The 26,751-nt window shown below is 63.6% G+C and carries 22 protein-coding genes; 10 read left to right on the top strand and 12 right to left on the bottom strand.

Features of this window, described 5'->3' with window-relative positions:
• Positions 1–124 precede the first annotated feature (124 nt).
• Complete coding sequence (locus tag H5V43_RS19025) at positions 125–943, bottom strand: SDR family NAD(P)-dependent oxidoreductase (RefSeq protein ID WP_025551463.1); 819 nt, start codon at positions 941–943, stop codon at positions 125–127.
• A 136-nt stretch (positions 944–1,079) separates the two neighbouring features.
• Between H5V43_RS19025 and H5V43_RS19020 the strand changes: the two genes are divergently transcribed.
• The gene (locus H5V43_RS19020) at positions 1,080–2,048 is read left to right on the top strand and encodes a GlxA family transcriptional regulator (RefSeq protein WP_025551465.1); all 969 of its coding nucleotides are present in this window, start codon (positions 1,080–1,082) and stop codon (positions 2,046–2,048) included.
• Between the two features lie 47 nt (positions 2,049–2,095).
• Here the strand turns inward: H5V43_RS19020 and H5V43_RS19015 are convergent, their stop codons facing one another.
• Genes H5V43_RS19015 through H5V43_RS19005 form a run of 3 tightly spaced genes read right to left on the bottom strand, consistent with a single transcriptional unit; the run spans position 2,096 to position 6,295 of the window.
• A complete protein-coding gene (locus tag H5V43_RS19015; protein ID WP_025551467.1) occupies positions 2,096–3,748 on the bottom strand; it encodes an FAD-binding protein in 1,653 nt (550 codons plus the stop codon).
• Positions 3,749–5,089: an aromatic ring-hydroxylating oxygenase subunit alpha gene (locus tag H5V43_RS19010; RefSeq protein ID WP_025551469.1), complete on the bottom strand. Its 1,341-nt coding sequence runs from the start codon at positions 5,087–5,089 to the stop codon at positions 3,749–3,751.
• A gap of 36 nt (positions 5,090–5,125) precedes the next feature.
• Entirely contained in the window at positions 5,126–6,295 is a 1,170-nt protein-coding gene (locus H5V43_RS19005) for an acyl-CoA dehydrogenase family protein (protein WP_226869687.1), read from the bottom strand.
• A gap of 201 nt (positions 6,296–6,496) precedes the next feature.
• Here H5V43_RS19005 and H5V43_RS19000 point away from each other — a divergent pair, with 201 nt between their 5' ends.
• The 5 genes from H5V43_RS19000 to H5V43_RS18980 all read left to right on the top strand — a co-directional run bounded on the left by H5V43_RS19000 (position 6,497) and on the right by H5V43_RS18980 (position 12,017).
• Positions 6,497–8,608 carry a 3-hydroxyacyl-CoA dehydrogenase NAD-binding domain-containing protein gene (locus tag H5V43_RS19000; RefSeq protein ID WP_128830862.1) on the top strand — a complete coding sequence of 704 codons (2,112 nt, stop codon included), beginning with the start codon at positions 6,497–6,499 and terminating at the stop codon, positions 8,606–8,608.
• Between the two features lie 40 nt (positions 8,609–8,648).
• The gene (locus H5V43_RS18995) at positions 8,649–9,482 is read left to right on the top strand and encodes an enoyl-CoA hydratase/isomerase family protein (RefSeq protein ID WP_025551473.1); all 834 of its coding nucleotides are present in this window, start codon (positions 8,649–8,651) and stop codon (positions 9,480–9,482) included.
• A 5-nt stretch (positions 9,483–9,487) separates the two neighbouring features.
• Positions 9,488–10,450, top strand: coding sequence for a 3-hydroxyacyl-CoA dehydrogenase NAD-binding domain-containing protein (locus H5V43_RS18990; RefSeq protein WP_025551475.1), 963 nt, complete (start codon positions 9,488–9,490; stop codon positions 10,448–10,450).
• 111 nt (positions 10,451–10,561) lie between these two features.
• The gene (locus H5V43_RS18985) at positions 10,562–11,548 is read left to right on the top strand and encodes a phytanoyl-CoA dioxygenase family protein (RefSeq protein WP_025551477.1); all 987 of its coding nucleotides are present in this window, start codon (positions 10,562–10,564) and stop codon (positions 11,546–11,548) included.
• 10 nt (positions 11,549–11,558) lie between these two features.
• Positions 11,559–12,017 (top strand): nuclear transport factor 2 family protein, encoded by a 459-nt coding sequence (locus tag H5V43_RS18980; protein ID WP_025551479.1) that lies wholly within the window; start codon positions 11,559–11,561, stop codon positions 12,015–12,017.
• 309 nt (positions 12,018–12,326) lie between these two features.
• Here H5V43_RS18980 and H5V43_RS18975 read toward each other — a convergent pair whose 3' ends face one another.
• The 4 genes from H5V43_RS18975 to H5V43_RS18960 all read right to left on the bottom strand — a co-directional run bounded on the left by H5V43_RS18975 (position 12,327) and on the right by H5V43_RS18960 (position 16,551).
• Positions 12,327–13,460, bottom strand: a complete 1,134-nt coding sequence (locus H5V43_RS18975; protein WP_025550549.1) for an acyl-CoA dehydrogenase family protein — start codon at positions 13,458–13,460, stop codon at positions 12,327–12,329.
• Positions 13,461–13,466: 6 nt separating this feature from the next.
• Entirely contained in the window at positions 13,467–14,654 is a 1,188-nt protein-coding gene (locus tag H5V43_RS18970) for an acyl-CoA dehydrogenase family protein (protein WP_025550548.1), read from the bottom strand.
• Between the two features lie 87 nt (positions 14,655–14,741).
• On the bottom strand, positions 14,742–15,689 hold the full coding sequence (locus tag H5V43_RS18965) for an MDR family NADPH-dependent oxidoreductase (RefSeq protein WP_025550546.1): 948 nt from the start codon (positions 15,687–15,689) through the stop codon (positions 14,742–14,744).
• Positions 15,690–15,708: 19 nt separating this feature from the next.
• Complete coding sequence (locus tag H5V43_RS18960; RefSeq protein WP_025550544.1) at positions 15,709–16,551, bottom strand: IclR family transcriptional regulator; 843 nt, start codon at positions 16,549–16,551, stop codon at positions 15,709–15,711.
• Between the two features lie 159 nt (positions 16,552–16,710).
• On the opposite strand from H5V43_RS18960, the gene H5V43_RS18955 reads away from it, so the two are divergent.
• On the top strand, positions 16,711–17,484 hold the full coding sequence (locus tag H5V43_RS18955; protein ID WP_025550542.1) for an IclR family transcriptional regulator: 774 nt from the start codon (positions 16,711–16,713) through the stop codon (positions 17,482–17,484).
• Positions 17,485–17,509: 25 nt separating this feature from the next.
• Here the strand turns inward: H5V43_RS18955 and H5V43_RS18950 are convergent, their stop codons facing one another.
• The gene (locus tag H5V43_RS18950; protein WP_025550540.1) at positions 17,510–18,736 is read right to left on the bottom strand and encodes an amidohydrolase family protein; all 1,227 of its coding nucleotides are present in this window, start codon (positions 18,734–18,736) and stop codon (positions 17,510–17,512) included.
• Between the two features lie 282 nt (positions 18,737–19,018).
• On the opposite strand from H5V43_RS18950, the gene H5V43_RS18945 reads away from it, so the two are divergent.
• The 3 genes from H5V43_RS18945 to H5V43_RS18935 are packed head-to-tail and all read left to right on the top strand — an operon-like array spanning position 19,019 to position 21,589.
• The gene (locus H5V43_RS18945; protein WP_025550538.1) at positions 19,019–19,447 is read left to right on the top strand and encodes a carboxymuconolactone decarboxylase family protein; all 429 of its coding nucleotides are present in this window, start codon (positions 19,019–19,021) and stop codon (positions 19,445–19,447) included.
• Entirely contained in the window at positions 19,444–21,081 is a 1,638-nt protein-coding gene (locus H5V43_RS18940) for an AMP-binding protein (RefSeq protein ID WP_083198941.1), read from the top strand. Before H5V43_RS18945 ends, H5V43_RS18940 begins: the two co-directional genes overlap by 4 nt.
• A gap of 19 nt (positions 21,082–21,100) precedes the next feature.
• On the top strand, positions 21,101–21,589 hold the full coding sequence (locus H5V43_RS18935) for a VOC family protein (protein WP_226870406.1): 489 nt from the start codon (positions 21,101–21,103) through the stop codon (positions 21,587–21,589).
• Between the two features lie 25 nt (positions 21,590–21,614).
• Here H5V43_RS18935 and H5V43_RS18930 read toward each other — a convergent pair whose 3' ends face one another.
• From H5V43_RS18930 to H5V43_RS18920, 3 genes are all read right to left on the bottom strand, one after another.
• Positions 21,615–22,703, bottom strand: coding sequence for a phosphotransferase (locus tag H5V43_RS18930; protein ID WP_244968692.1), 1,089 nt, complete (start codon positions 22,701–22,703; stop codon positions 21,615–21,617).
• 102 nt (positions 22,704–22,805) lie between these two features.
• Positions 22,806–25,154, bottom strand: coding sequence for a TonB-dependent receptor (locus tag H5V43_RS18925; protein ID WP_025550532.1), 2,349 nt, complete (start codon positions 25,152–25,154; stop codon positions 22,806–22,808).
• Between the two features lie 318 nt (positions 25,155–25,472).
• Positions 25,473–26,717 (bottom strand): hypothetical protein, encoded by a 1,245-nt coding sequence (locus H5V43_RS18920; protein WP_025550530.1) that lies wholly within the window; start codon positions 26,715–26,717, stop codon positions 25,473–25,475.
• Positions 26,718–26,751 lie beyond the last annotated feature (34 nt).

Genomic DNA, 26,751 nt, shown 5'->3' with positions numbered 1-26,751 from the left:
CTGGCGCCGGTCTGGCCGCTGTTGCGGCTCTGGGGAACGATCATGTCGAAAGGATATTTTTACTCAATCGTCCCGAGCGTCGGGACGAGATTGATCGCAGTCATGATATTTGCCCGCGACCCCGTCAGCTTTCCGCGATGAAGCCATGGCCTGCGAGCGGTCCGATCCCCACGACGCCGCCATCGACCGCCAGTTCGACGCCGTTGACGAAGCGGGCCTCGTCGCTGGCGAGGAACAGCACCGCCTGCGCCACGTCCCAGGCGTCGCCCTCAATGCCGAGGGGGCTTACCTTCCGCCGCATCTCGCGCATCTCCTCGGACATGTAACGCGCTGCATGGGGCGTCATGACATGGCCGGGCGCCACGGTGTTCACGCGGATGCCGTCGCGGCCATGCAGCACGCCGATCTCGCGGGAAAGCTGCGCCATCGCCGCCTTGGACGGGCCATAGGCGATCGCCCCCATCGCCCTTATGCCCGCCAGCGAGGAGATGTTGACGATCGATCCCCCGCCGCCGCGCACCATAAGGGGAATGGCCGCCTGGCTCATCAGCATCACGCTGGTCAGATTGGTGGTCAGCGTCCGGTTCCACTGGTCCAGCGTCATGGTTTCGAGCGTGGCCGGTCCCGAAATGCCGACATTGTTGACCAATATGTCGAGCCTGCCGAATGCCGCAACGGCCGCATCGACCAGCTTTCCGCAGACGTCCGGGTCACCGACATCGCCTCCAGCCGCAACGGCGCACCCACCATCGGCTTTGATCCGTTCCACCGTTGTCTGCGCCCGCGCCGGGTCCAGATCGGCGCAAACAAGTCGTGCGCCTTCCGCTGCCATGAGCAGGGCGATGGAACGACCGATACCGACATCATCCCCTTCCGCTCCAGCGCCGGTGACGATCGCCACCTTTCCGGCAAGGCGGTCATAATGGCGGATCGGTTCGGGCATGCGGGCTCTCTCCTCGTCGGTCGCGCAGATGGACCCAAGCGCGTGATCCGTCCAGCGTGCAAGACCTGCTGTTCGCCCAGGGCGAGGCAGATTGACAGGGAGTATTTGCGCATATACCGGCTATTTTCTCTCAGTCATGGCCTTTGATTTCGCCCTTGTCGCGCTGCCCGGCGCCTATTTCAGCAGCATCGGCGCGCTCGTGGACAGCTTCCTGATCGCCCGCGACCGGGTGGAGCATGTTTTCGCCGGCGAAGACCAGATGCGCATGGAAACGAAGCTGCATATCCTCTCCGCCGACGGCGGGCCGGTCGTGCTGGGCGACGGCCGATCCTTTCCGGTCGACGGCCCCGCGAACCGGGATGAACCGATGGCTTTCATCTGGCTGCCCGCCTTCCGCGCCGGGGGGCGCGAGCCATTGGAACGCCGCCTGGCGGAGGCAGGTCCGCTGCTCGACTGGCTCCGCCGCCAATCGGCGATGGGCGCGGTGATCGGCGCCAGCGGAGCGGCTTCCACCCTGTTGATGGCGGGCGGTTTCACCGCCGATCTTGCGGTTCCGGTGGCGCGGGCGATGCAGCCGCTGACCCGCATGCTTTTCCCCCGCCAGCCGTTCGAGGAGCGGTTTGGGTTGGTGGATCACGGCCATCTGCTGATCGGCAACGGCATGGGCAACGACCTGCAACTGATCATCCGGGTGCTGGAGCGGATGATCTCCCCCGACATTGCCCGATGGCTCTCCTCGATCGTGGGGCAGGACTATGAGGAGAAGGAACTGCTGGCGCCCGACCCTTTGGTCGCCCGCGCGCAATTGTGGATCGAGCAGCGTTTCACCGGGCCGATCAACATGGCCGAACTGGCGGGGCATCTGTCGACCAGCCCGGCGACGCTCAACCGCCGCTTTCACAAGGCGCTGGGCCTGTCGCCCAAGGCCTATGTCGGGCAGCTTCGCTTTCAGGCGGCGGTGCGCATGCTCGAAAAATCCACGCGATCGGTGGACCGCATCGCGCAACTGGTCGGCTATTCGGACAGCCGACTGTTTCGGGCGATGTTCCGCCAGCATGCCGGCATGACCGCTAGCGAATGGCGGGCGAAACCGCGGCGAAAATGAAGCCTGACTGACAGGCCCCGCCCTGTTCGGGAGGGGCCTGGCCCCGATCAGCCATTGCCGCCTACGGCATGGTGGGCGGCGATCCATCCGAAAATGAAGGACGCGCCGATGCTCGCGCCCGCCGCCGGGTAGCAGCGGCCCATCACCGAAGCCGTGGAATTGCCGGTGGCGTAGAGACCCTCGATCACCGATCCGTCAGCGCGCAGGACACGGGCATTCTCGTCGGTCACGACACCGCCCGACGTGCCGACGTCGCCGGGCACGATCTCCATGACGTAGAAGGGCGGCTTGTCGATCTTGCCCAAATTGGGGTTCGGTTTGACCGTCGGATCGCCAAAGCAATTGTCATAGCCGCGCCCGCCCCGGTTGAAGTCCAGATCCTTGCCGGTCTCGCAATAACCGTTGAACTTCTCGATCTCCGCGTTCAGCCCGGCGGGATCGATGCCGGTGATGCGCGCCAGTTCCTCGATCGAATCCGCCTTCTTCATCATGCCGCTGTCCAGCCAGGACTGCGGCGTCTTGCCGGGCGGATAATAGCCCCAGGCGTAGCGCTTGCGGTGGCGGCTATCCAGGATGACATAGGCAGGCACGTCATTGCGGTACAGCCGCTGGCCATTCTCCATATAGGAGCCGCTTTCGTTCAGGATGCGGCGGCCATGGCGGTTGACGATGATGCAATGCGGCTTGGAAATGTCCGTATTATGCATGTTCGCCGGTCCGCCTTCGGGCACGACCGTGCCGGGAACCCACCAGGCCTGGTCCATCAGGTCCAGTGCGGCGCCATGTCTTTCGGCAATCTGGATCAGCTCTCCGGTGTCGCCGGGATTGGCGTTGGTCCATTCCACCGAACTGGGTTGAGGACCATATTGCTTGCGCATCTCCGCATTGCGGGAAAAACCGCCCGCATTGATCAGCACGCCATCGCGGGCGCCGATGCGCAATGTCCTGCCGCCATGCTCCGCGATGACGCCGACGATCCTGCCGTCTTCCTCGATCAGCTCGGTGACGCCATGCTCCGTGCGCATGTCGACGCCGGCCTTGTCCGCCAGCATCAGCAGACGCCCCTGCAATGCGCCACCGAAGCTGAGTATCGGTTTTCCGCGCCTGGCGACGACACGCATGCGCCATAGCAGCTTCAGCCCCTCCCACATGCCGCGGGGGGTCCGCGTGGCGAGGCCGATAATACCCGCCTTGTCCGTCGGCAGCGGCATCACCATCGGCCCGAGCCGCAGCTTGTCGAACAGCGGCCCCATCTCCCGCGCATCCAGCATCGGCGCGCCGATGGAGCGGCTGCGCGTCACGCCGCCGGGCCGGTCGTCATAATAGTCCGACCAGCCTTCGGTGTGCAGCCACTTCATGCCCTGATCTTCCAGCCATTTCAGCATGACCGGCCCGTTGCGCAGATAGGCCTCCTTGCGCTCCGGCGTGGCGCCCGGCCCGCCATCGTTGCCGACGGTCGCATCCATATAGGTGCGGGCCATCTCATGGCTGTCCTTGATGCCCTTGGCCCTGATGATGTGATTGTTGGGCACCCACAGCACGCCCCCGGACATGGCGGTGGAACCACCCAGCCTGTCGGTCTTCTCCAGGATCAGCGGCGTTTTGCCGATGGACTTCAGGTACAGCCCCGCCGCCATCGACCCGCCGCCCGAACCGATGATGACGAAGTCGGCAACCTCGTCGAACTTCGTCTCGTCCATTCAGTCCGCCTTCCCCATATAGTCATGATAGACGTGGTGGAAATTGCTGATCTCCACCTCCTGAACGGGATTGGTCCGGGCGGTCCTGAAGGCCTGCGACTTCATGCCCTTCTGCACTTCCTCCATATTCTGGAAGTCCTGCTCCAGGATGAGGCCCCAATTGAGGGCGCGCCATTGGCCGTCGCTGCCGTCGCCGCCGTCTTCCACCTCGACCTTGGGCTCGGCGCCCGGCGCGTAACGCTCCAGCACATTGACTTCGAAGATGCACTTGTCCGGGTCGTCGCCATAGGGGCGGGCGCGATAGAAGAGCACATTGGTCGCCTGTTGCAGGAAGACGAGGTTGGGGAAGATGTTCCAGTCGGTCCCCGCCTTCATCAACTGCTCCCCGCTGATCGCCGGAAAGGGACGGCCGCTCCTGGCCGATTCCTCCGCATGGAACTGGGCGAAGGCGCCGTAGAGCGCGAAGGGATCGACGCCCTCGGGCAATTCCATCAGGCGCTTGCCCGCCGCCAGCATTTCCTGCGTGGTGGTCGCCTGGAGCGTGTCCCAGATTTCCTTGTTGAACTCGTAGAAACCCTTGCGGATGTCGCCGCTCTGGTCGCTGACGCGCGGGCTGGGCAGGCCGAACAGCGCGGTCGGCGCATAGCCGAACATCGCATGTTTCCCATAGGCCTTGGAATAGGTGTAATCGTCCTGGTAGGCGAGCAGCTGGCGGTGCGTCGTCTGCACATGATAGCCCTCCATGAAGGCCTCCTGCGCGGTCTTCCAGTTGCAGGGCATGACGATGCGCTTGCGCCAGGCATAGCGCATATGCTCGATCTCGAACGGGTCGAGGATCGTCTTGGCCTCGCCCAGGAAATCCTCCAGGCTTTCGCTGTCCGGGTCCATGTTGATGAAGACCCAGCCGCCCCATTGCCCGACCTTCACCCTTTGCAGGGCAACGTCCTCGTCCGGCAGGGCATCGCCCCAGTCGTGGCGGTCGACAATCTCTGTCGGTTTGCCGTCCAGGCTCCACTGCCAGCCATGATATTTGCAGTGGAACTTGCCCATCCGGCCGCAGCCTTCCGTCAGGCGGCGGCCCCGGTGGGGGCAGACGTTGAAATAGGCGGCGATGGTCCCGTCCTTCTGGCGGACGACCGCGATCGATTCATCCGCGATGTCGTAGGTGTAGAAATCGCCGGGATTGGGAATCTCTTCGGCGCGGCAGGCGACCTGCCATATCTTGGGCCAGAGCCGTTCCTTTTCCAGCCGCACATAGTCGCGCGAAATATAGGCGTCGACCGGGATGCGATCGGCCGTCACCGCGACTTTCTGCCTCGAAACGCTGATCATTTCGTTCATTGTCCGATCCTCTCCTTGGCGGGACGCTTCAGCCTTTCAGCCTTTTGCGGGGCCCTGGGGGAAACGCATGTCGAATACGCCTTCCGCAATACGGTTGAGCAGCACTTCTATCGCGCCGCCTGCAATCATCCACCCCCGCGTGCGGCGCAGGCAATATTCGACCAGGCTGTCCTGGCTGTAGCCCGCGCCGCCCATGATCTGGATCGCCTCATTGGCGCATTCGAAACCGGCGCGGTTGCACGCGACCTTGGCAATGGCGGTCTCTTCCGGCGAAGGCAGGCCCGCGTCGGCATTGGTCGCCGCACGATACAGCAGCAACTGGGCCGCATCGAGTTTCAGCTTCATTTCCGCAAATTTCCACTGCAACCCCTGAAATTCGCACAGCGCCTTGCCGAACTGTCTGCGCGTCTTGGCATGCTCGACCGCCGCGTTGAAGGCGTAGCGGCCGAGCGCAAGGCTGCGCGCCGTGTTGCCGATGCGTTCGACGTTGAAGCCCGACATCTGCTTCTTGAAGCCGCCCGGCCCCAGCAGTACCTTGTCCTTGGGCACATAGACATTGTCGAAGAACAGCGGGTTCCATTCCTCGCCCGACAGGAAACGGATCGGCTTGCCGAAGCTGAAGCCTTCCTGGCCGCGCTCGATCAGCACCGATCCGATATTGCCGGTGCCCGGCCCATAGCGGACATAGACCAGGAACACGGTGGCATGGGTGCCGTGGGTCGTGAAGATCTTCTGCCCGGTGATACGGTAGCCATCGCCATCCTCCACTGCCGTGGTGGTCAGCTCTGTCACGGCGGAACCGGCATTCGGCTCCGTCATGGCGACCGAAATCAGCCCCTCGCCGCGTAGCAGGGGGGCCAGATATTGTTCCTTCTGCGCGTCGGTGGCGAACTGGGCGAAAGTGCGGATCGCCCCGAAATTGCCCGCCTGCACGACATCCGCAGACCGGGGGCACACCGACGCGATCGTCTCGATCGCGATGACCGCGTCCATCAGGCTTCCGCCCAGACCGCCCTTGTCCTCCGGCACGGTGATGCCGATCAGGCCCTGTTCGGCCATCATCCTGGCCACGTCCCACGGATAATCGTCGCTATGCGCGCGCTCCAGCGCTCCGGCGGCCAGATGGCGCTGCGCGAAGGCGGCTACCGCGTCGCGGAACATGGTCTGCTCTTCATTCAGGTCGAACTGCATTCGATCGCTTCCCATAGGGCGGCTCATATGCCGCGGATAAACTGCTATCCTCGACCTAATCGGGGATGATCGCGATGCGAAGATTACCGCTGCGATCCTTCACATTTACGATGCATCGCCGCCGCCCGCCGCCCCAGCTTGACAGTTATGACCGGCAAATAGCTTGTGGGGACAGGTTTCAGACGCATTTTCAAGACAGGGCCCCTCGATCCAGCCATGACCCAGATCAATGACAAGATCTCCACCCGCATCGAAGGCGATATAGGTTTCATCGTCAGCGACAATCCGCCTGTGAACGCGCTGGGCATCGGCGTCCGGCAGGGACTGGTCGGCGCGCTGGAAGAACTGAACGCCGACCCGGGCGTGAAGGCTATCGTGCTTTATTGCGCGGGACGGACCTTCTTCGCGGGCGCCGACATCACCGAATTCGGCAAGCCGCGCCAGTCGCCCACCCTGCAGGACATCATCGCCGCGCTGGAAAGCTCAGCCAGGCCGGTGGTCGCCGCGATCCACGGCACCGCGCTGGGCGGCGGGCTGGAGACGGCGCTGGGCTGCGCCTTCCGCGTCGCGATCCCTTCCGCCCGGATGGGCCTGCCCGAAATCAACCTGGGCCTGTTCGCAGGCGGCGGCGGCACGCAGCGGCTGCCGCGCCTGATCGGTCCGGAAAAAGCGCTGGAGCATGTGCTGTCCGGCAAGCCGGTGGGCGCCAGGCAGGCATTGGAGCTGGGCATTGTCGATGCCGTGGAGGAAGGCGATCCCGCCGTCATCGGCGCCGCCTTCGCCCGCCGCGTGATCGACGAAAACATCCCTGCCGTGCCGGTGCGCGACCGCGACGAGAAGCTGGCGGCGACCCGCGCCGATCCTTCGGCCTTCGACGCGCTGGCGAAGAAGCTGACGGCGCGCAGCAAGGGCCAGGCCGCGCCGCAGGCCAATATCGATTCGATCCGCCGCTCCTTCACCATGAGCCTGGACGAAGCGCTGGCGATCGACGCCGCCGCCAATCGGGAACTGATGGCGGGCAGCCAGTCGCGCGCTCTGCGTCACCTTTTCTTTGCCGAACGGGAAGCCGCCCGCATCCCCGGCCTGCCGGAAACCGCAAAGGCGCGGCCCGTGCAGAAAGCCGCGATCATCGGCGCGGGCACCATGGGCGGCGGCATCGCCATGTGCTTTGCCGGGGCCGGGGTGCCCGTCACCGTGGTCGACACGACGCAGGAAGCGCTGGATCGTGGTCTGGAGCGGGTGAAGGGCAATTACGCCACCTCGGTCAAGCGCGGGTCCATCGGTCAGGCGCAGATGGACGAGCGCCTTGCGCTGATCGCGGGCGCCACCGACCGCGCGGCGGCGGCCGACGCGGACATCGTGATCGAGGCGGTGTTCGAGGATATGGACGTCAAGAAGGAGATTTTCACCGATCTGGAAAAGCGGGTGAAGCCCGGCACCATCCTTGCCTCCAACACCTCGGCGCTCGACGTGGATGAGATCGCGTCGGTGCTGGAGCGTCCGCAGGATTTCGTCGGCATGCATTTCTTCTCGCCCGCCAATGTCATGAAGCTGCTGGAGGTCGTGGTGGCCCGGCACAGCAGCCCCGAGGCGATCCTGACCGCGATGGCGGTGGGCAAGACGATCGGCAAGGTGCCGGTCTGGTCGGGCAATTGCGACGGCTTCATCGGCAACCGCATGGTCGCCAAGCGCTCCGCACAGGCCGAACGGCTGTTGCAGCAGGGGGCCTTCCCGCAACAAGTCGACGCCGCCCTCACCAATCTGGGCTTCCCGATGGGGCCGCTGACCACGAACGACATGTCCGGCCTGGACATCGGTTATTCGATCCGCAAGCGCCGCGGCACCCCCTTCCCTATTGCCGACGCCATCGTCGAGAGCGGGCGGCTGGGACAAAAGACGGGCGCAGGCTATTATCGCTACGAACCGGGCGACCGCACGCCCCATCCCAGTCCGGAGACGGAGGCGCTCATCATCGCGACATCGGAAAAGCTGGGCATCACCCGCCGCGACATAGCGGAGGAGGAAATGGTGCAGCGGCTGCTGTTCCCGCTGATCAACGAAGGCGCGCGCATTCTGGAAGAAGGGATCGCGTTGCGGGCGTCCGACGTCGATCTCGTGTGGATCAACGGATATGGCTGGCCCCGGCATCTGGGTGGGCCCATGTTCTATGCGGACGAAACCGGCCTGGCGACGATCGTCGCCAAGCTGCGCGAGATGGCGGCCGAAACGCCGGGCGATCCGTCGCTGCAGCCCGCCGCGCTTCTGGTAGAGCTGGCGGACAGGGGCCAGAACTTCGCCGACTGGCAGAAAAGCCGCGTCGCGGCCTGAACGAGACAGAGAATATTACAGGGATTTTTCGGAGACGATTATGAGCGACAACGAGTTTCAGCGCGACATCGACTATAGCGAGTTCGACTTCTTCAAGGTCGAAATCGCCGAGGACGGCGTCACCACCGTCACGATGAACGATCCCGACAAGCTGAATGCGGTGGGACCGCATAATCATTGGCAGTTGGAGGACATCTGGCTGAAGCTGGCGCGCGACGAGCGCGTCAAGGTCATCGTGCTGACCGGTGCGGGCAAGGCCTTTTCCGCTGGCGGGGACATCAAGCTGATGGCCGAACGCGCCCAGACCGAATATGGCCTGAAATATGCCCTGCGCGTGCCGATCAACACGCTGCGCATCTGGGACCAGATATTGATGACGCCGCAGCCGATCATCGCGGCGGTCAATGGCGACGCCATCGGCCTTGGCACGTCGCTGTTCGCCTTCTGCGACATGAGCATCGTCGCGGAGGATGCGAAACTGGGCGACACCCATGTGCGCGTCGGCCTGGTGACGGGCGACGGCGGATCGGTGATGTGGCCGCTGCTGGTCGGGCCGCAAAAGGCCAAGGAATATCTGATGCGCGGCAAGCTGCTGAACGGCAGGAAGGCCGAGGAGATCGGCCTGGTCAACTATGCCTTCCCCAAGGAGCAGGTGCTGGAGGAAGCGCTGAAGATCGCGCGCGAGATCGCCGGACAGCCGATGTGGGCGGTCCGCTGGTCCAAGGCGGCGGTCAACAAGTGCATCCGCGATCAGGTGAACCTGACGGGCGAATTGTCCATCGCCTATGAAGCGATGACGATGCTGACGCAGGATTACAAGGAAGCGACGACCGCCTTCGCCAACAAGGAAAAGCCGGTCTTCAAGGGATATTGATCGCCATGGCCGCCTATCGCGACGCGGACAGCATAAGCACCGTCGCCGCGATCGGCGGCGGCGTGATCGGCAATGGCTGGGTCGCTGCCTTTCTGGGCAGCGGCCGGGCCGTGCGCCTTTACGATCCGATGCCCGGCGCGGGCGAACGCACCCGCGCCCATGTTGCGGGCGCATGGGACCAGATGGTCGAACTTGGGTTGGCCCAGGCCGACGACGACTGGTCTGTGCGCCTTTCGGTCCACGACACGGTGGCCGACGCGCTCGCAGGCGCGGATTTCGTCCAGGAAAGCACCCCCGAACGCACCGAGGTCAAGCAGGCGCTGTTCGCTGATCTCGACCGGCTGGCGCCCGCGGATGTGCTGATCGCCAGCAGCACGTCGAGCCTGCCCGTCACCGAGTTGCAGGCCGGCCTTGCGACCGCCGATCGTTTCGTGCTGGGCCATCCGTTCAATCCGGTGCACCTGATCCCGCTGGTCGAAGTGGGCGGCGGCGAATGGACCGCAGAAGAAGCGGTCGACACCGCCTTCGCCCTCTATGCCGCCATGGGCAAGCAGCCGATCCGGCTGAAGCGCGAGATATTCGGCCATATCGGCAACCGGCTGACCGCCGCCATGTTCCGGGAGGCGGTGCGGCTGGTGGCGGAGGGTTATGCCAGCGTCGGTGACATCGACAAGGCGATGAAACACAGCTTCGCGCTCAAATGGGCGATCCAGGGGCAGTTCACCACCTTCCACACATCGGGCGGCGCGGGCGGTCTGGCCGAATTCCTTCCCAAATTCGGGCCGGGCATCGTCAGGCGCTGGGAAAGCATGGCCGATCCGCCGCTGGCCGACCCGGCCTTGCAGGCGATGCTGGTCGAGCAGATGGAGGAAGCCGCTGCCGGGCGAAGCGTGGCGGAAATCGCCGCCCGGCAGGATGAGAAGCTGATGCAGATGCTGAAGCTGCTGGCGCCGGACAATGAGCAATAATAGCCGAAAGTAGACGAAAATCATCCCACCCTACCGATCCCGGCCATGATAATATGGTCCCGTCCCGGCGCCTCCAAAGGTTGGCCGGTCCGAGTGGAGAGGAAGGAAGAGATGACCGTCGATGTGATCAATCGCCCGGAAGCCGAAGACCTGCATGTGCAGGATGTCGTCGCGGCGGGCGAACTGGAAAGCTGCAACCATCTGCTGGACGACCCGGAAGCGCTCAACCGCTTCTACGAGGAGAAGGGCTATATCCTGCTGCGCGGCGTGTTCGATAGGGATACGGTGGCGCGCGCGCGGGATGAAATGCTCGCGGTCGCTGCTCAGATGGGGCTGGTCGAGCCGGGCGATCCCACTGGCAAGTGGACGGGCAAGCCTTCGGTCGGCGGCATGGAGGAAAGCGATCTCTATGCCGGGATCGCCGCCCGTCTGATCGAGGACCCGGCCAATCAGGCGGTGATGGAAAAGGTGCTGGGTGAACCGGCCTGCTCCGTCCCGATCGTGCAATATCGGACCTATCCGCCCCAGAGCAAGCTGGGCACCGTGCATCAGGACGGCTTCTACAGCCCCGGCATTCAGGATTATCGCCCGGTCTGGGTGTCGCTGACCCCCTGCACCCGCGACATGGGCGGGCTGGCGCTGGCGGTTGGCCAGAACAAGCGCGGCTATTTCCACAATGTCGGCAAGCCCAATCCCTTTCCGATCCCGCGCGACGCGATCCCGGCGGAAAGCTGGGCGACGACCGACTATATGCCGGGGGACGTGCTGGTCGTGCATCCGTGCACGCCGCATTGCGGCCTTCCCAATAATAGCGACCGGCTGCGCGTCTCCTTCGACTCGCGGGTGCAGTCCGCCGCCAACCCCAGCGCCATCGCGGCCACCGTCAAGTCCTTCACGCCCACGACCGTCACCGTGGATGCGGATCGCGTCGGGGAGATCACGCTGAATATCGACAAGGACAGCTATTTGCGCCCCATCGATCCGGGCGTGCGCGAGAGCTTCGATGGCTTCGTCACCTATATGAAGCCCGGCATGCGGCTGGTCGTGGTGCGGGATGGCGACCGCGCCGTCATGCTGCGCAAGGCGGCGGAGGGATAAGGGCAAGGCGATGAACGATGCCGTGAAGCTGTTGACGCGCATGTTCGGCTTCACGGAAGAAGGCCGGCACCGTCCCGACATCTTTCCTGTCGGAGGCGAAAGCCGGCCGTCGCCGGCGGACTATTTCCATCCCGATGTCGTGCACAGCCTGTTCGGCCCCAGCGGCACGAAGGAGACGCTGGTCGGGCGCGACGCCTTTCTCGCATTCGCGGCCTCCTGCGCGGAGGCTCTGGCGGAAAGGCGGGACGAGATCATCGCCATCACCTGCGTCGACCGGCAATGCGCCTTCGTCCACGCCCGCGCCTACCGCAAAAGCGCGGCGAATGGCGAGGACATCCATTATGAATGGGCCATGCTCTACCGCGTGGAGCAGGGCCTGATCACCTATGGCGCCGACATGCTGGATGCCCCCGCGCAGGCCTTTTGGGGGCGAGTCCGTCAGAGGCCTAATCCCAGTTCGACTTTCTAGGCGGCGTGGACAAATTCAGGACTCGCTGAACTGAGTAATTTGGGTGGAATCAGGACATTCCCCCTCCCGCAGGCGGGAGGGGGCTAGGGGGTGGGCTGGCGCGGCATCTGTGCTGTTTTGCAACGGCTAAGTCAGAAGCTCGCTACGCTCGCGCCCACCCCTAACCCCTCCCGTTTACGGGAGGGGAATGTCTTGGATTGGCCAATTTCCCGCCATTCCGAAACTCTCCACGCGGCCTAACCGCCTGGAACATGCGCCCTATGCTGACGGAAGCGCGCCGATCCCCGTCAGCGACATCAGCAACGACCCTCAGGCAGAGGCGGGATAGACGCCGCGCTTTTCCACGAGACGGGCGAGATGCCAGTCCCGGTCGCCCAACAGCGCGTCGATGGCGGTCAGCCGCTTGAAGGCATGCCCGACCTTATATTCGGCGGTGATGCCGATGGCGCCGTGCATCTGCACCGCTTCCTGCCCGATGATGCGGCCTGACTTGCCGATCTGCGCCTTTGCTGCGGAGATGTTGCGGCTCCGTTGATCGGCATCGCTGTCGAGCGACAGCGCCGCAAGGATCGCCATGCTGCGCGACAGTTCAAGCTGCATCAGCATTTCGACGGCGCGATGCTGGAGCGCCTGGAAACTGCCGATGGCGACGCCGAATTGCTGCCGGGTCTTGAGATAGTCGACGGTGACATCGAACGTCTCCGCCATGGCGCCGACCGATTCCGCCACCAGTGCAGCGGTCGCTTCCTCGAACACGCGGGCCAATATGCCCTCCCCCTGCCCCGTCGCGCCGATGAGCGCATCCTTCGGGACATTGACGCCCGACAGGGCGAGCGTGGCGACCGGCACGCCATCATAGCCGCGCTTCCCCTCGACCGTCACGCCAGCCGCCGCCGCATCCACGAGGAAGAGCGAAAGGCCCTCTCCCGTTATTGCGCTCACGATGAACGTATCGGCGCTCTGCCCATGCAGGACCGCGATCTTGCGGCCATCGAGCGTCCATCCATCGCCCGACGCAGACGCGGTCGTGCGCGCCGCCAGCGTATGGCGCGGCAGGCCCTTCTCGCCATGCGCCAGCGTCAGGATGCGCTCGCCAGCCGCAATGCCCGGAACGATGTCCCCGCGCTGCTGCGCTGACGCGCCATGGCGCAGCACGCCGCCCGCCAGCACCACGGTTGCGAAATAGGGTTCGACCATCAGGCCGCGCCCCAGCGCCTCCATGACGATCATCATCTCCACGCCGCCGCCGCCGAAGCCGCCATCTTCTTCCGCGAACGGCAGCGCGAGCAGGCCCATCTCCGCAAGACCTGCATAGGCCTCCCGGCTCCAGCCATCGGGCGTCCTGAGCGCATGTTCGCGCTTCTGGAAGTCGTAGGTTTCCGCCACGAACCGCGTGACGGTTTCCTGCAGCATCTTCTGTTCGTCGTTCAGGTCGAAATCCATGGCGCGTCAAAGTCCCAGCATGGTCTTGGCGATGATGTTCTTCTGGACCTCATTGGACCCACCGAAGATCGACACCTTGCGCATCGTGAAATAGAAAGGAGCGGCAGCGCCGATCCAGCCATCGTCCGGATCGTTCGGCGCATGATCATGATCGGGCATGGCAAGGCCCGCCGGGCCTGCCAGCTCAGCGACCAGTTCGGTCATGCGCTGCTGCATTTCCGTGCCCTTGACCTTCAGGATGGACGCCGCCGCATTGGCGCCGCCGCCATGGGCATCGGCGGCGACGACGCGCAACTGGGTCAGTTCCAGCGCCCGCAATTCCACCTCCACCTCCGCCAGCTTGTGCGCAAGGCGGCGCTGTTCTTCGTCGGTCAGGGTGCCGTCCGCGGCAAGGCGGCTCTCCAGCGCGCGCAGTTGCGAAAGCCTTTCCTTGGAAAGACCGATGCGGGCGATGCCGCTGCGTTCGCTGCCCAGCAGATGCTTGGCGACGTCCCAGCCCCGGCCTTCCTCGCCAATGACATTCTCCACCGGCACGCGCACATCGTCGAAGAAGACTTCATTGGCGTCATGCTCGCCGTCGATCGTCTCGATCGGGCGGACGGTGATGCCCGGCGTCTTCATGTCCAGCAGCAGGAAGGTGATGCCCTGCTGCTTCTTGCCGCTGCTGTCGGTGCGGAACAGGCCGAACATCCAGTCCGCATGCTGGGCCTGTGTCGTCCAGATCTTCTGCCCGTTGAGGACATAATGATCGCCGTCTCGAACCGCCGTCGTCTTGAGGCTGGCAAGGTCGGAACCGGCGCCGGGTTCGGAAAAGCCCTGGCACCACCAGATGTCGATATTGGCGGTGACCGCCAGGAACCTGTCCTTTTGCGCGGGGGTGCCGAACTTGCACAGCACCGGACCGATCATGTTGACATTGAACGGCGATCCTTCCGGGGCATGGGCCAACGCCATCTCCTCCTGAAAGATATAGCGCTGAGCCGGCGTCCAGGCCTGCCCGCCATATTCGACGGGCCAATGCGTCACGGCCCATCCCCGCGCGTTGAGGATGCGTTGCCACCGCACCGTATCCTCCTTGGTCAGATGATCGCGGTTGATCATCTTGCGCCGCAGATCCTCTGGGAGGGCTTCCTTGAGGAAGGTCCGCACCTCATCGCGGAAGGCCGTTTCCTCGGGCGTAAAATCCAATTTCATCGCGCTGTTCCCATATAAGAACCCCTTCCCCAGCAGGCATCGGGCTTCCAAGTCAACGACGCGACCAAGGCCTTCACATGCCCGATATCATTGCGTCAGATCGAACAGCACGCGCCCGCCCCCGCCCGTCCGGGCAAGCGCAATCCCCTCCTCCGCACGGGACAGCGGAACGATGGCGCGCACCGGCAGGGACGGCGGATCGGCGGCATGGAGCGCGGCCAGTTCCGCGAACATGGCGTGCACGCCCTCAACACCCATGGCCTCCTCCGCGGGGCGAAGGCTGAAGCCCAAGATCGAGAGGCCACCCCCGGTCAGCAATTGCGAACGAACCTGGATCGGCTTGCCGGAGAGATGGCCGAACAGCAACAGCCGGCCGCCCGGCGCCAGGCAGCTTGCAAGCCGGTCGGTCGCCGCGCCCGCCACGCAATCGAGTGCGGCGCGGACAGGCCGCCCGCCCGACGCCGCCAGTGCGCGCTCCGCCAGACCGTCGCCGTCCAACAGCGCATCGGGTGTCGCGGGATGCGGCCTTCCCACGACATCGACAACCTTGACGTCCATGCGCGCGGCAAAGGTGCGAACCCAATGCGCCACGACCGATCCCGCACCATTTTGAATGATCGCATCGCCCGGAAGCACGCCAGCATGGCGCAGGAGCAGATGCGCAGTAGGAGGGTTGATGCGCAACATCGCCGCCTGCACGGGATCGAATCCGGCCGGCAGAGCTATCAGATGGCGACGGGGCAAAAGGCGCATCGCACACCAGTTGCCCCGGCCAAGCACCATCACCAGATCGCCCGGACGAAGGTCGGCAACGGCTTCGCCCACTGCCTCCACCAGCCCCGCGCCCTCGGCTCCCAGCGGTTGGTCATGCGGCAGATCAAAGGAATATCCGCCTTCAATCGCCAGAAGGTCAGCCGGATTGACAGGCGCATAGGCCATGCGCACCAGCACTTCATCATTCCGGGGCACGGACGGCGCCGGCGCCTCCGCAAGGCGGACACGCCCCTTTCCGCAGGGCAGCACCGCGCGGTTCACGCCGATACCGGCCCTGCGCTCAGGCGAAATGCCGCCGGTAGCTGGCGATCTTGATCGTCTCGGGCATTTTCACGACATTGCTGCTGTCCCGCTCCAGCCCGTCTTCCTCCTGATGCAGTTCGGCAATCCGGGCTTTGCGGCTGATCAGCAGGTCCAGCATTTCCTGTCCGCGCTCCGCAATCACGGACGGCCGGGCGATGACGCTGACGGTCAGCCGATCCATATTCCGGCCGAAAGGCAGCAATACAGCGACGCAGCCGACCCCGTCCCGATCCTGTTCGATGGCCCAGCCCTTTTCACGCAGCACGGCGAATTCGGACAGAAGCTCGGCCAGGCGGACATGCCGGGACAGGTCTGTTTCCTCCGCGTTCAGGCGGTGGACCGCGGAACGGATGCCTTCATTGCGGTAGCTCGAAAGCAGCAGCCGCCCCTGCGTGCTGTGCAGGATGGACAGCTGATCGCCCGCATGAGCATCGAGCGCATCCTCATTATTGCCGTGGATGACATGCAGATGCTGCAGCACATAGTTGGAACTGGTCGACAGCAGCACCGTTTCGCCCGTCAGCTTGGCGATCTCGTCGATTGCGGACAGCACCGGCCCGCCACGGAACAATGAAGGCTTCACCCAGGCGCCGAGCAGGGCGACCCGCGCGGTCGGACTGTAGGTCCGGCGAACGCGATTATAGTGGAGATAGCCCAGCCGCGTCAGGCAGCGGAGCAGTTCGGATGTGCTGGATTGCGGATAGTTCAGCGTGCGCGACATTTCCATGACGGTGGCGACGCGGCGATCCTGGTCGAAATATTCCAGGATCTCCAGCACTCGATGCGCGGATTTGATGGTCCGGGATGCGCTGGTGGCCATTGGCTTTCCTCTTCCTCCCGCGGATGCATGAAATTGCATCTGCTGCACGGATTTTCGTACCGCATCATGAATATAATGTCCAACGGTTTTTCGAATTGCGTTCGAATTTTCGAACGGCTATGCAATGCGAGTTGAGACCGGAAAGGTGAACAGGGGACGATGCAGCAGGCCAAATCAGAGGAAACCCGCGCCCGCGGACCGAAGGCGATCACCCGCGTGCTCGATCTGCTGGCCCTGCTGGCAGGCAAGCAGGACGGCATGAGCCTGGCCGAACTCAGCGTGGTCATGACGGTGCCCAAGAGCACATTCATCGACACGCTGCGGGGCCTGTGCGACATGCATTATCTGTGCTGTCAGGAGGGGCGATACCGACTGGGTCCGGCGGCCTATCATTTCGCCAGCCGGATCGTGCGCCATTGGTCTGCGCCGGAACTCATCCGCGCCCTGGTCAAGCAGCTCGCCTCCGAAACCCGCGAGTCGGTGGGGTTCGCCATTGCCGATTGGGAAATCGGGCAGGCCATCTACACCGAGGCGAGCAACAGCCCGCAGCCGGTGCGATATGCCATGCAGGCGGGGCTGCGTGCGCCGCTCTACGCCAGCGCTGCCGGGCGTGTCCTCATGGCCTTTGCCAGCCCCGAACAGGTGGAGGAATATCTGGCCCGCGCCCATCTCAGGAAGTTGACGGACAGCACGCGGACCGACCCCGATGTCATCCGCGCCGGCCTCGCGGCGATACGCGAACAGGGCTATTGCGCCAGCTTCGGGGAGATGTTGAGCGACACCGCGGCCCTGGCGGTGCCGGTCATGGGCCCTGACGGCGATCTGCTGGGGGCGCTCATGCTGGCGGCTCCGCTGGACCGGATGAAGCAGAATTTCGAACGGCTTCTGAATGCCACGGTGGAGGCGGGCCGCCACGCCTCAGCGGGAAGCTGACGCGCGGCGACGGGTCGGATCAGGTTCAGACCGGCAGGCCCATGAAGCGCATGCCGTTTTCATACATGACCTTGCGCACATCCGATGCCGACAGGCCCCTGCACGCTTCCTCCGCGAACAGGCGCGGTTCCGCGACGCCTTCCGCATGGGGATAGTCCGATCCCATCAGAACCCAATCGGCATTGCCGACCTGATCGATGATGGATTTCAGATCGTCCTCCGGATAGGCGACGACCGACATATGGCGAGCAAAGATGGCGCTCGGCCGGTCCTTCAACTGGCCGGCGGGCCAATGGCCGTTCTTCGCGATGCCCCGGCACTTGTCCATCTTCACCAGCATGGACGGAACCCATTCGGCGCCATTTTCGGCCGACAGCAGCCTTATATTGGGAAAGCGTTCGAAGAAGTTCCAGAAGATGAAGCTCGACAGCGTCTCGATCACCGGCCGTTCCGAATAGCCGTGCATCCACACGAAGGCGGACTGCCGGATGCGCGATTGCTGCATCCCCTCCCCCCACAGCGCCATATGATCCTTCATGTAGATGGCTTCGGAGACATGGAAGACGACGCGGATGCCGGCTTCATTGGCGATCGCCCAGAAGGGATCGTGATCGGGATGCGCGGGCGCCTTGCCGTTATAGGGGCCCATCGGCATCAGGATGAGCTTCGCGCCCTTGGCGACGACATCCTTCAGCGCCTTGCAGGCTTCCTCGACATTGTCGAGCGTCATGATGGGGCATGAGAAGATGCGGTCGTTGTAATTATACTTCCACTGGTCGTACATCCAGCCATTATAGGCGTTCAATACCGGATAGGCATAGCGCGGGTCGTCCAGGAAACTGATGGCCGTGATCATGTTGCCGACGAAGAGGATGGACGAACGCACATCCCAGGCATCGAGCAGTTTCACCCGTTCCCCCGGCTCGACCATGGCCGGGGTCTTGGGCACATGCATGTCGATCTCGGCCTTGCCTTCCTTCATGGCGCGCAGCCATTCATGCAGCTTGCCGGGCGCGGGAACGCGGCCATCCTCGAACAGATGGTCGGCGCTGATCTCCACCTTGCGCGGCCCCACATACATGGCGAAGTCGCTGTCCGGTCCTGTCTTGAACGTGACGCCATAACGTTCGGCGGCGTCTTGGGGCAGATATTTCGTCCACGCCTCATCCGTTTCCCAGAAATGCGTATCGGCATCGAAGATCGGACCGGAATAGACAGGCGAAGTTTCCGCCGCTTCGATTTGTGCAGACATGATGTTCCTTCCCCAAAACCATGACGTTATTCGATATGATCTGGACCACGCCGCCATCAAACCCGGGCGCCGAGTGTCGAAACCTGTAAGTGTCGAAATCTATATAGGCATGGCTGCATGTCGCGAATATCGGCCCGGCCCTGCCATCACATAGGCGATGGGATGCTGATGCCATCAGATGGCCGATCAGTGTGTGTTACCCTCCGATGGCGGTGGCGGCGTTATTGACGCGGGCACGCCGCCACCCATAGGCCAGACAATCAAAACGCATGGAGGCAATGGATGGCTGAGCTGGACGAGAAACAGAAATCGGGCGTCGACTTCATCAGCGGCATCATGGGCGAAGGGTTCGGCAACGCCTTTCGGGAAGCCTGCACCGCTGACCGTTTCGGCTCGCCCATTCCGCGCATGGCGGCAAGCTGGGCCTTTCACGACGCGTGGCAGCATCAGGGCCTTGCGCCCAGGGAAAAGAGCATGGCCGTCATATCGGCGCTCATCGCCATGCGACAGTCGCTGGAACTGAAGAACCACGTCAAGATCGGCATCGCCAACGGACTGACGGCGCAAGAGCTGGAGGGATTGCTGGTGCAGCTTACGCCCTATGTCGGCTTCCCCTGCATCGCCTCCGCCACCACGGCGGTCATCGAGGCCATGCGGGAAGCGGGCGTGTCCCCGGACGTGCAGACGGCGGAGGAAAAGGGGCTGTTGTGACCGGCGCGACGACCATGGCGAATCCGCATTTTTCCGACCTGCCGAAGACGCTGGAACACACATTGCCGGAAGTCATCGCGCATGTCGCGGCACGCTATGGCAGCACGCCCTTCATCATAGGCGAGGACGGAGCGCGGATCAGCTTCGCGCAATATAAGGACCGGGTGGACGGTCTTGCCCGCGCCCTGATCGCCCATGGCGTCGCCCATGGCGGCCGGGTGGCGATCTGGGCGCCCAACAGCCCGGAATGGATGATCGCGGCGGCGGCGGCGGAAAGCATCGGCGCGATCATGGTGCCGGTCAACACCCGCTTCAAGGGTGGGGAAGCGCTCTACATATTGGCGAAGACGCGCGCCAAGATCCTGTTCACCGTGACGGGATTTCTGGGCAATGACTATGCCGCCATGCTGGTTCAGGCGGGCGGCGGCGCAGGCGAAACCGGGCCGGTGCGCGACCTGCCGGGGTTGAGCCATATCGTGGCGCTGGACGGGCCTGCCTTCGCCGCCTTCCAGCGCGAACAGGCGGACGAGGCCGCGCTGGCGGCGCGAATCGCGGCCGTGACGCCGCAGACCATCGCGGACATTCTTTTCACCAGCGGCACCACCGGGCAGCCGAAGGGCGCGATGCACAATCATGGGCAGGCGCTGTGGGTGCCGGCCATCTGGAACGAATCCAACGACCTGCGGGCGGGCGACCGCATGGCCATCGTCAATCCCTTCTTCCACAGCTTCGGTTACCGGTCGGGCTGGATTTCCGCGCTGGTCGCGGGAATCACCGTCTATCCGCTGGCGACATTCGACGCGGAAGCGCTGCTGGGGCTGATCGAGCGCGAGAAGATCAGCGTGCTGATGGGACCGCCGACCATCTTCTTCTCGCTGATGGAGCATCCGCGTTTCGGCGCGTTCGACATCTCATCCCTGCGGGTCGGGCATACGGGCGCATCCAATGTTCCGGTGGAGTTGATCCGCGCCGGGCGGGAAATATTCGGGTTCGACCTGTTCCTGACCAGCTTCGGCCAGACCGAATGCACGGCGCTGGCCACAGTCAACTATCCCGACGCCAGCTTTGAAACCATTGCGAAGACCGTCGGCAAGCCGCTGCCCGGCGTCGAACTGCGCATCGTCGATGGGGACGGCAATCCGCTGCCTCCCGGAGAAAGCGGCGAACTGCTGATTCGCGGGCCAGTGGTCATGCAGGGCTATTTCGAGGAGCCGGAGCAGACCGCGGCGACGATCGACGCGGATGGCTGGCTTCATAGCGGCGATGTCGGGTGCATTGGCGAGGACGGCACGCTCCGCATTCTCGACCGCCTCAAGGATGTCGTCATCGTCGGCGGATTCAACGCCTATCCGGCGGAGATCGAGAATATCCTGCGCAAACATCCCGCCATCGCTGATGTCTGCATCATCGGCTGGCCCGACGATCGCATGGGCGAGGTCTGCGCAGCCTGCGTCATCCTTAAGGCAGGCGCGGCGCTGACGCTGGCTGAACTGACCGCCTGGAGTCGCGAGCAGATGGCGAATTACAAGGTGCCGCGCCATTTGTTCCTGGTGGATGACTTTCCGCGCACGCCCTTGGGGAAAATCCAGAAATTCCTGCTGCGCGACCAGGCGAAGGCCCAAGCCGCGGGCTGATCACAGAATGGAAGCGAGCATGACCATGAAATTCAAGGGCGACTTCTATCAGATCGGCGTCGTCGTGCGCGACATCGATGCAGGCATGGCGCATTATCGCAATCTGCTGGGCCTTGGGCCTTTCTGGCGGCTCGATACCGATTATGAAGGGCGCTATCGCGACTGGCGCGGGCGCTTCGCCAATAGGAACGCCTTCACCAAATGGGGCGACGTCTATCTGGAAATGATCGAGCCGGTGGTCGGCCAAGGGAACGCCAGGGAATGGCTGGAAACGCGCGGTGAAGGCATTTTCCATCTCGGCTATGCGGTCGACGACCTGTCGCAGCGGCCCGATGGCGTCGATTGCGTGTTCGAGAGTTGGGGCGCCAAAATGCCCAATGGCGATGCGGCGGTGATCCACCTCGATACGGTGGAGCAGCTTGGTTATTATGTGGAGCTTTCGGACCGGGCTTTGGTCGACAGGCTGAACGCCAGAATCGACAAGTTCATGAATGAACTGGCGATATGAACGCGCGCTGCGTCTCCTATTTGCCTTAGGGCAATAGGAGACGCAGATCGTGGTCGAGCGCCGCCTGCCCGAAGCGGGCGGCATAGGCGGTGTTGACGGCCTCGGTCTGGAAGCGCACCTCATTGGTGAGGAAGATGAACAGGCCCCACAGAATGGACCGCCTGTAGTCGAGCCAGGCCGATTCCCAATCCAGAACGGAACCACCCTCCCGCGCCAGCGCGTCGAGATAGATACGCAGAAGATCGCCTTCCCATGCGGCGCGGTCAGCCAGGTCGGCGGCGCAGACGATATGATAGGAGACTTCATGGTGCCAGGCGGTCTGCGCCACCTGCGCGTCGAAATAGCCGGGCGTGCCGTCCTCCAATATGTAGAGATTGCCCAGATGCGTGTCGCCATGGATCAGGCAGCGGGGCTGGGCGCGCTGAATCTCTCCTATGGTCATCAGCGCCCGTTCCATCCAGTCGCGGTCGTGCAGCCGGGTGGAGACGGCCGCGCCACGCGGCGAGGCCATATAATGCGCCCAGACATCGGGCAGGAGATAACGGCGCATATAGTCCAGCCCCCAACCGTCGAACCGGCTGGCGATGTCGGCCCAGCGGCCACCGGGCCGGAAATGGGGTGAAGCCCAGGTCGCGGCATGATAGGCGGCCATGGTCTCCATGCGGCGGGCGATCTGGTCGAACCGCTGCGGACGCAAGGCGTCGCAGAAATCGACGCCGGGGCGCTTCAGATCCTCCATGATGACGATGGACTGGTGCGAATGGGGGTCGGTGCCCGCGAAATAGGCGCGCGGCGACGGCATGGGGATGAGCGGCTGGATGTCGGCGTAGAAGCGCGTTTCATTGGCGTACATCGCCGCCATCTTCGGGCTATGCTCCTCAAAGCCGCCCTTGACGATCAGGGTTTCGCCAATCTGCCCGGCGCCCTCCCCTTCCACGGCGAGGCGAACGCGAATCTTGGTCGATGTGCCGAGAATGACATCGATCACCTGCGATTCAACAACGGATATATGAGGCAGCCGCTGGCGCAAGGCGCGGGTCAGCCACGCGCTGTCGATCTGCTGCGGCGTCAACGGCAGGGCTAGCGCATCGGCGGGATAAGCCTCACTCATCATTCTCTCCAGCGTCGTTTCCGCACAGAATGCCAGACGGCGGCGTGCAAGAAAAAGGGGACGCAGAACTCTGCGCCCCCTTGATGCTTCACGGCCCGGGCCGGATCAGAATTTGAAGCCGACTTCCACGCCATAGGTGCGCGGTTCGCCGTAGACGCTGTTCTGGAAGCCCAGCCCTTCCGCGATGAGGCCCAGCACGCCGATGCGGTAGGTCTCGTTCAGCGCGTTGTTGACGAAGGCCGCCACCGAAGCGCCCGAACCGCCGACATTGTTGAGTTCGGCGCGCAGGTTGATCAGCGAATAGGCGGGCTGCACGCCCTGTATCTCGAAGTCGTCGAGATAGATCTTGCTGCGCCAGGTATAGTTCAGGACGAAGTTGAGCTGGCCCAGATCTTCGCTGACCGGCGGCGAAATGGTTGCCGTGGCGCCGAGCTGATGCTTGGGCACCCCGCGCTGTTCGAACTCGGTCAGGCCGTTCAGCACGACCCGGCCCGCCCGGATGTCGACCTTCGTATAGGAATAGAAGGCCGCCAGCGAGAAGCTGTCGGTGCTGAAATTCGCCTCGAACTCGCCGCCGACATTGCGCTGCTTGGCGGTGTTGTCGACGATGGTGAAGACATTGCCGTCGATGAAGGTCGCGCGCTGCTTCTGCACGTCGCTGCCGTCCTGACGGAACAGGGCGGTGCTGGTGGTCAGGCGGCCCGCGCCCAGCCGGTGGTTGGTCTTCAGGCCGATTTCATATTCATCGACGAATTCGGGCAGGAACGGCCGCAGCGTGATCGCGTCGGTGGCCCGGGTCGAAAAGCCGCCCGCGCGGAAACCATGGCGATAGGACGCATAGGTGGTGACTTCCGGGCTCGGCTCATATTGCACCGTCGCGTCGTAGGTCCATTCCTTGAACGACTTGCTGTTGGTGAAGGAACATTGGCTGAGCGGAACCCGCTGAACGCCGGCAGTCGACGTATCGGTGTCGAACGAGCAGCGGCCGAAGGTGCCGTCAGCATTGGGATAGTTGGGCTGCGAAGGCGAAACGGTGATCTTGCGCTTGTCATAATTATAGCGAAGACCGCCGGACAGGCTGAGCTGATCCGTGACCTTGAAGGTGCCGGCGACGAATGCGGCCGCGGTGCGCGAATAGCCTTCGCCCGGATTGCTGGTGACGAACAGCGTCGCGTCTGTCGTCGCAGGATTGAGGCCGGCTCCCAGGATATTCAGTTGAGGCAGCGTATTGGCGAGCGAACCGTCAATGCCCTTTTCCTCGAAATAATAACCGCCGACGATGAGGTCGAGCCGGTTTTCGAACATCTTGGCCTGAAGTTGCAGTTCTTCGGAAATGTTGCGTGAACGCGCAAACTGATAAGGGGCGATCAGGAAGGCGGGAATGCCGTCATAATCCTGAACGGTATCCCGACGCTCCTTGCGATAACCGAAGATATTCTTCAGCGTCAGGCCGTCGGCCAGATCCCAGGTCGTCTTGTTGGTGATGCCCCAGTTCTTGATGCTCTCCCGCGGCAGGCCGAACACGTCGAGATTGCTGCCATTGCCCGACCCGGAATTGAGCGTGAAGCGGCGCGAGCGGAAAAGCTGCTGCGCCTCCGCGAACTGACCCGGAATATCCGCGAGTCTGGCATAGTTGTTGAGAGCCGAAGGATAGTTGATGGACGTAAGGAAAGACGCCGTGCCGTTTTCCCGCGACTTGAACCAGTCGAATATAGTCAGCGATTCGATGCCGTTGCCCGGCGAGACCAGCGCCGACACGCGGAACGTGTCGTAATTCTGGTTGTCGAGGCGCAGGCCGCTGCCGATGTCGCGCGCCCAGCCGTCGCGTTCGCGGGTCTTACCCGCGAAGCGAAGGGCGACGGAATCCCCGACCGGCACATTCACCATGCCGAACAGGTCGTGCATGTCGTAATTGCCATATTGGCCGCGCACTTCGCCGGCGAATTCGCCCAGCTTCGGATGAGCAGGCTCGACCAGCACCGCGCCGCCGGTCATGTTGCGGCCGAAGAGCGTGCCCTGGACGCCCTTCAGAACCTGAACCGATTCCAGATCGTAAAGGCTGTTGCCGAAACCATAGGGGCGCGGCTGCACTACTTCAGCGAAATAGGTGCCGACCGGCGGGTCGGTGAAAAGCTGCGTTTCCTGCGTGCGCTGGCCGCGCAGCGAGAAGGCGACGGTGTTGCGCTGGCTCTGCGCGCTCGTGATCGACAGCGAAGGGGTGCGATATTGCAGACCCTGAACGTCGGTCACGCCCGAGCGGGAAAGCTGTTCGCCCGAAATGGCGGAGACGGAAATCGGCACATCCTGGAGCGCTTCGTCGCGACGGCGCGCCGTGACCACGATGTCGCCGCTCGACACGCCTTCGGCCTGCGGCTGCGCATTATCCTGCGCGAAGGCAGGCGCGGATATGAACAGGGCCGCACAGGTCGCGGCAAGATAGCGTCGATAGGTCATTGCATCCTCTCAAGGACTGGATGGAACCGGCCAATAGGCTCTGCTCTGAAGCCGGCGAACGGATGAAAGCCAGCTAGCCTCATTTCCGGCCATGCCAAACCCTTGATTAGCGGATGTTATGCATCATCAGATACACGATCTTCTGATCGCCGGAGGAAGAGGATGAAGATTTGAGCGGATGGTTGATTCCAGGCCACAGTTCGACCGCCGGCTTTTCGCTTTCCATTCCTGGCGGTTACATGGGCATCAACATTCCGACCACAGCAAATCTCCAGATCTTCGTCGGATGCTTTTGTCCGGCCGCCCGGATATTTTCACTCAAACGCTGATCCTGCGCGACCAGGCGGCGCGCCGTGCGCGGAGTTGATCCTCGCGCTGCTGCCGGTTCGTCCGCACGATGCCGGCGGGCAAATGCGCGTCCAGCCGGTCGAAGGGCAGGATGTCGAGCCAGTGAATCGGCCCAGCGCCCTGCTGCGTTTCCGGAAGACCCTGCCAGCGGATCATCGGCAACAGGTCGCGCAATCCGTCCGTCTGCACCCAATTGGCGACGCCCGGATCGCGCGCCGAAACGACCGCGGTGATCAGCCCGTCGGCATCGCGCGCCGATTGTGCCGCGGAGAGGCCGCTCTGCAAAAGATGCGCGTCGATGGACCGGTACCACCACATCGCCAGTTGCAGGCTGCTATAGGCCGCGCCGGCGGGGTCGAAGCGGATGATCGCCGCCTGATCCTCCTCCAGACGAAGTCTTCCGATGCTGCTTGCCTGGGTGACGAGGCCGCCGACGCTGGCCGTGCGCATGGGTTGCGGCATGCTGTTGGCCCGACGTGCCGCTGACAGGCGGAAGAACCAGAAATAGAGCGGCACCTCTTCCCGCGCCCGCCGCAGCGCTTCGTCCAGCCGCCGCTCGAAGGAGAAATGCTGGGCGCCGGCCGCATCGATCCGTTCGATCTCCAGAGCCAGTGGCGTCTCTCTTTCCCAATCCATCATCGAATCGCGCACGAACAGGAATTTGACGCGTGGATTGGTCGTCATGTGGTTGCGCCGCCCATTGGCGGGCTGATCGTCTATGGTGATCGTGAAGCGACCGTCCTGCGTCACATCGATGCCGGGCAGTTCGACTGTCTGGACGGTCATCGATGTGCCCCAATTCTCGACGAGCGTGAAGGACACATGCGCCGGGCAAGCGTCGATCACCCGGCCAGCGATCCGATAACGGCCGCCATGTGCGATGCCCGCGAGGCGATAACAATTGTCGGGATTGTCGCCGCCCATCCGCGCATCGGGCACGACCGCGCCCTTCCAGCCATGGCCCGGCATGAAATTACGCACGAAGCGAGGCCGGATCGGATCGCGGGCCGCCGCCTTGAACAGGTAATTGCCCATCCACGCATCCATCGCCGCGTCGAAAAGCGGCTCGACCTCCGGCGGCACGTCGCTGCCATGACCCACGCGCCAGAGCTGCGCGCAATGGTCGCGCGCCGCCCTGGTTGCCGCATCGTCCCACATGGCGCGAACTTCCGCTTCGGCGGCGAACTGATCCGCATTGGCGATTGGATTAGTCATCAGCCCTCTCTCATGTCGGCATTCGGCATCAGGC

The sequence above is a fragment of the Sphingobium fuliginis genome (genome assembly GCF_015074805.1).
GTDB classification, from domain to species: domain Bacteria; phylum Pseudomonadota; class Alphaproteobacteria; order Sphingomonadales; family Sphingomonadaceae; genus Sphingobium; species Sphingobium fuliginis.
Note: the sequence above shows the minus strand (reverse complement) of the source record. Positions and strands in the feature narration are given on the sequence as shown.

Bases quoted from the DNA above. Each gene is read 5' to 3' on its own strand.
- H5V43_RS18935 (WP_226870406.1), top strand. From the start codon at position 21,101: ATGACCATGAAATTCAAGGGCGACTTCTATCAGATCGGCGTCGTCGTG.
- H5V43_RS19005 (WP_226869687.1), bottom strand. From the start codon at position 6,295: ATGGGAAGCGATCGAATGCAGTTCGACCTGAATGAAGAGCAGACCATG.
- H5V43_RS19015 (WP_025551467.1), bottom strand. From the start codon at position 3,748: ATGGACGAGACGAAGTTCGACGAGGTTGCCGACTTCGTCATCATCGGT.
- H5V43_RS18975 (WP_025550549.1), bottom strand. From the start codon at position 13,460: ATGGATTTCGACCTGAACGACGAACAGAAGATGCTGCAGGAAACCGTC.
- H5V43_RS18985 (WP_025551477.1), top strand. From the start codon at position 10,562: ATGACCGTCGATGTGATCAATCGCCCGGAAGCCGAAGACCTGCATGTG.
- H5V43_RS19020 (WP_025551465.1), top strand. From the start codon at position 1,080: ATGGCCTTTGATTTCGCCCTTGTCGCGCTGCCCGGCGCCTATTTCAGC.
- H5V43_RS19000 (WP_128830862.1), top strand. From the start codon at position 6,497: ATGACCCAGATCAATGACAAGATCTCCACCCGCATCGAAGGCGATATA.
- H5V43_RS18920 (WP_025550530.1), bottom strand. From the start codon at position 26,717: ATGACTAATCCAATCGCCAATGCGGATCAGTTCGCCGCCGAAGCGGAA.
- H5V43_RS18995 (WP_025551473.1), top strand. From the start codon at position 8,649: ATGAGCGACAACGAGTTTCAGCGCGACATCGACTATAGCGAGTTCGAC.
- H5V43_RS18930 (WP_244968692.1), bottom strand. From the start codon at position 22,703: ATGATGAGTGAGGCTTATCCCGCCGATGCGCTAGCCCTGCCGTTGACG.
- H5V43_RS18955 (WP_025550542.1), top strand. From the start codon at position 16,711: ATGCAGCAGGCCAAATCAGAGGAAACCCGCGCCCGCGGACCGAAGGCG.
- H5V43_RS18950 (WP_025550540.1), bottom strand. From the start codon at position 18,736: ATGTCTGCACAAATCGAAGCGGCGGAAACTTCGCCTGTCTATTCCGGT.
- H5V43_RS18945 (WP_025550538.1), top strand. From the start codon at position 19,019: ATGGCTGAGCTGGACGAGAAACAGAAATCGGGCGTCGACTTCATCAGC.
- H5V43_RS18970 (WP_025550548.1), bottom strand. From the start codon at position 14,654: ATGAAATTGGATTTTACGCCCGAGGAAACGGCCTTCCGCGATGAGGTG.
- H5V43_RS19010 (WP_025551469.1), bottom strand. From the start codon at position 5,089: ATGAACGAAATGATCAGCGTTTCGAGGCAGAAAGTCGCGGTGACGGCC.
- H5V43_RS19025 (WP_025551463.1), bottom strand. From the start codon at position 943: ATGCCCGAACCGATCCGCCATTATGACCGCCTTGCCGGAAAGGTGGCG.
- H5V43_RS18925 (WP_025550532.1), bottom strand. From the start codon at position 25,154: ATGACCTATCGACGCTATCTTGCCGCGACCTGTGCGGCCCTGTTCATA.
- H5V43_RS18990 (WP_025551475.1), top strand. From the start codon at position 9,488: ATGGCCGCCTATCGCGACGCGGACAGCATAAGCACCGTCGCCGCGATC.
- H5V43_RS18980 (WP_025551479.1), top strand. From the start codon at position 11,559: ATGAACGATGCCGTGAAGCTGTTGACGCGCATGTTCGGCTTCACGGAA.
- H5V43_RS18960 (WP_025550544.1), bottom strand. From the start codon at position 16,551: ATGGCCACCAGCGCATCCCGGACCATCAAATCCGCGCATCGAGTGCTG.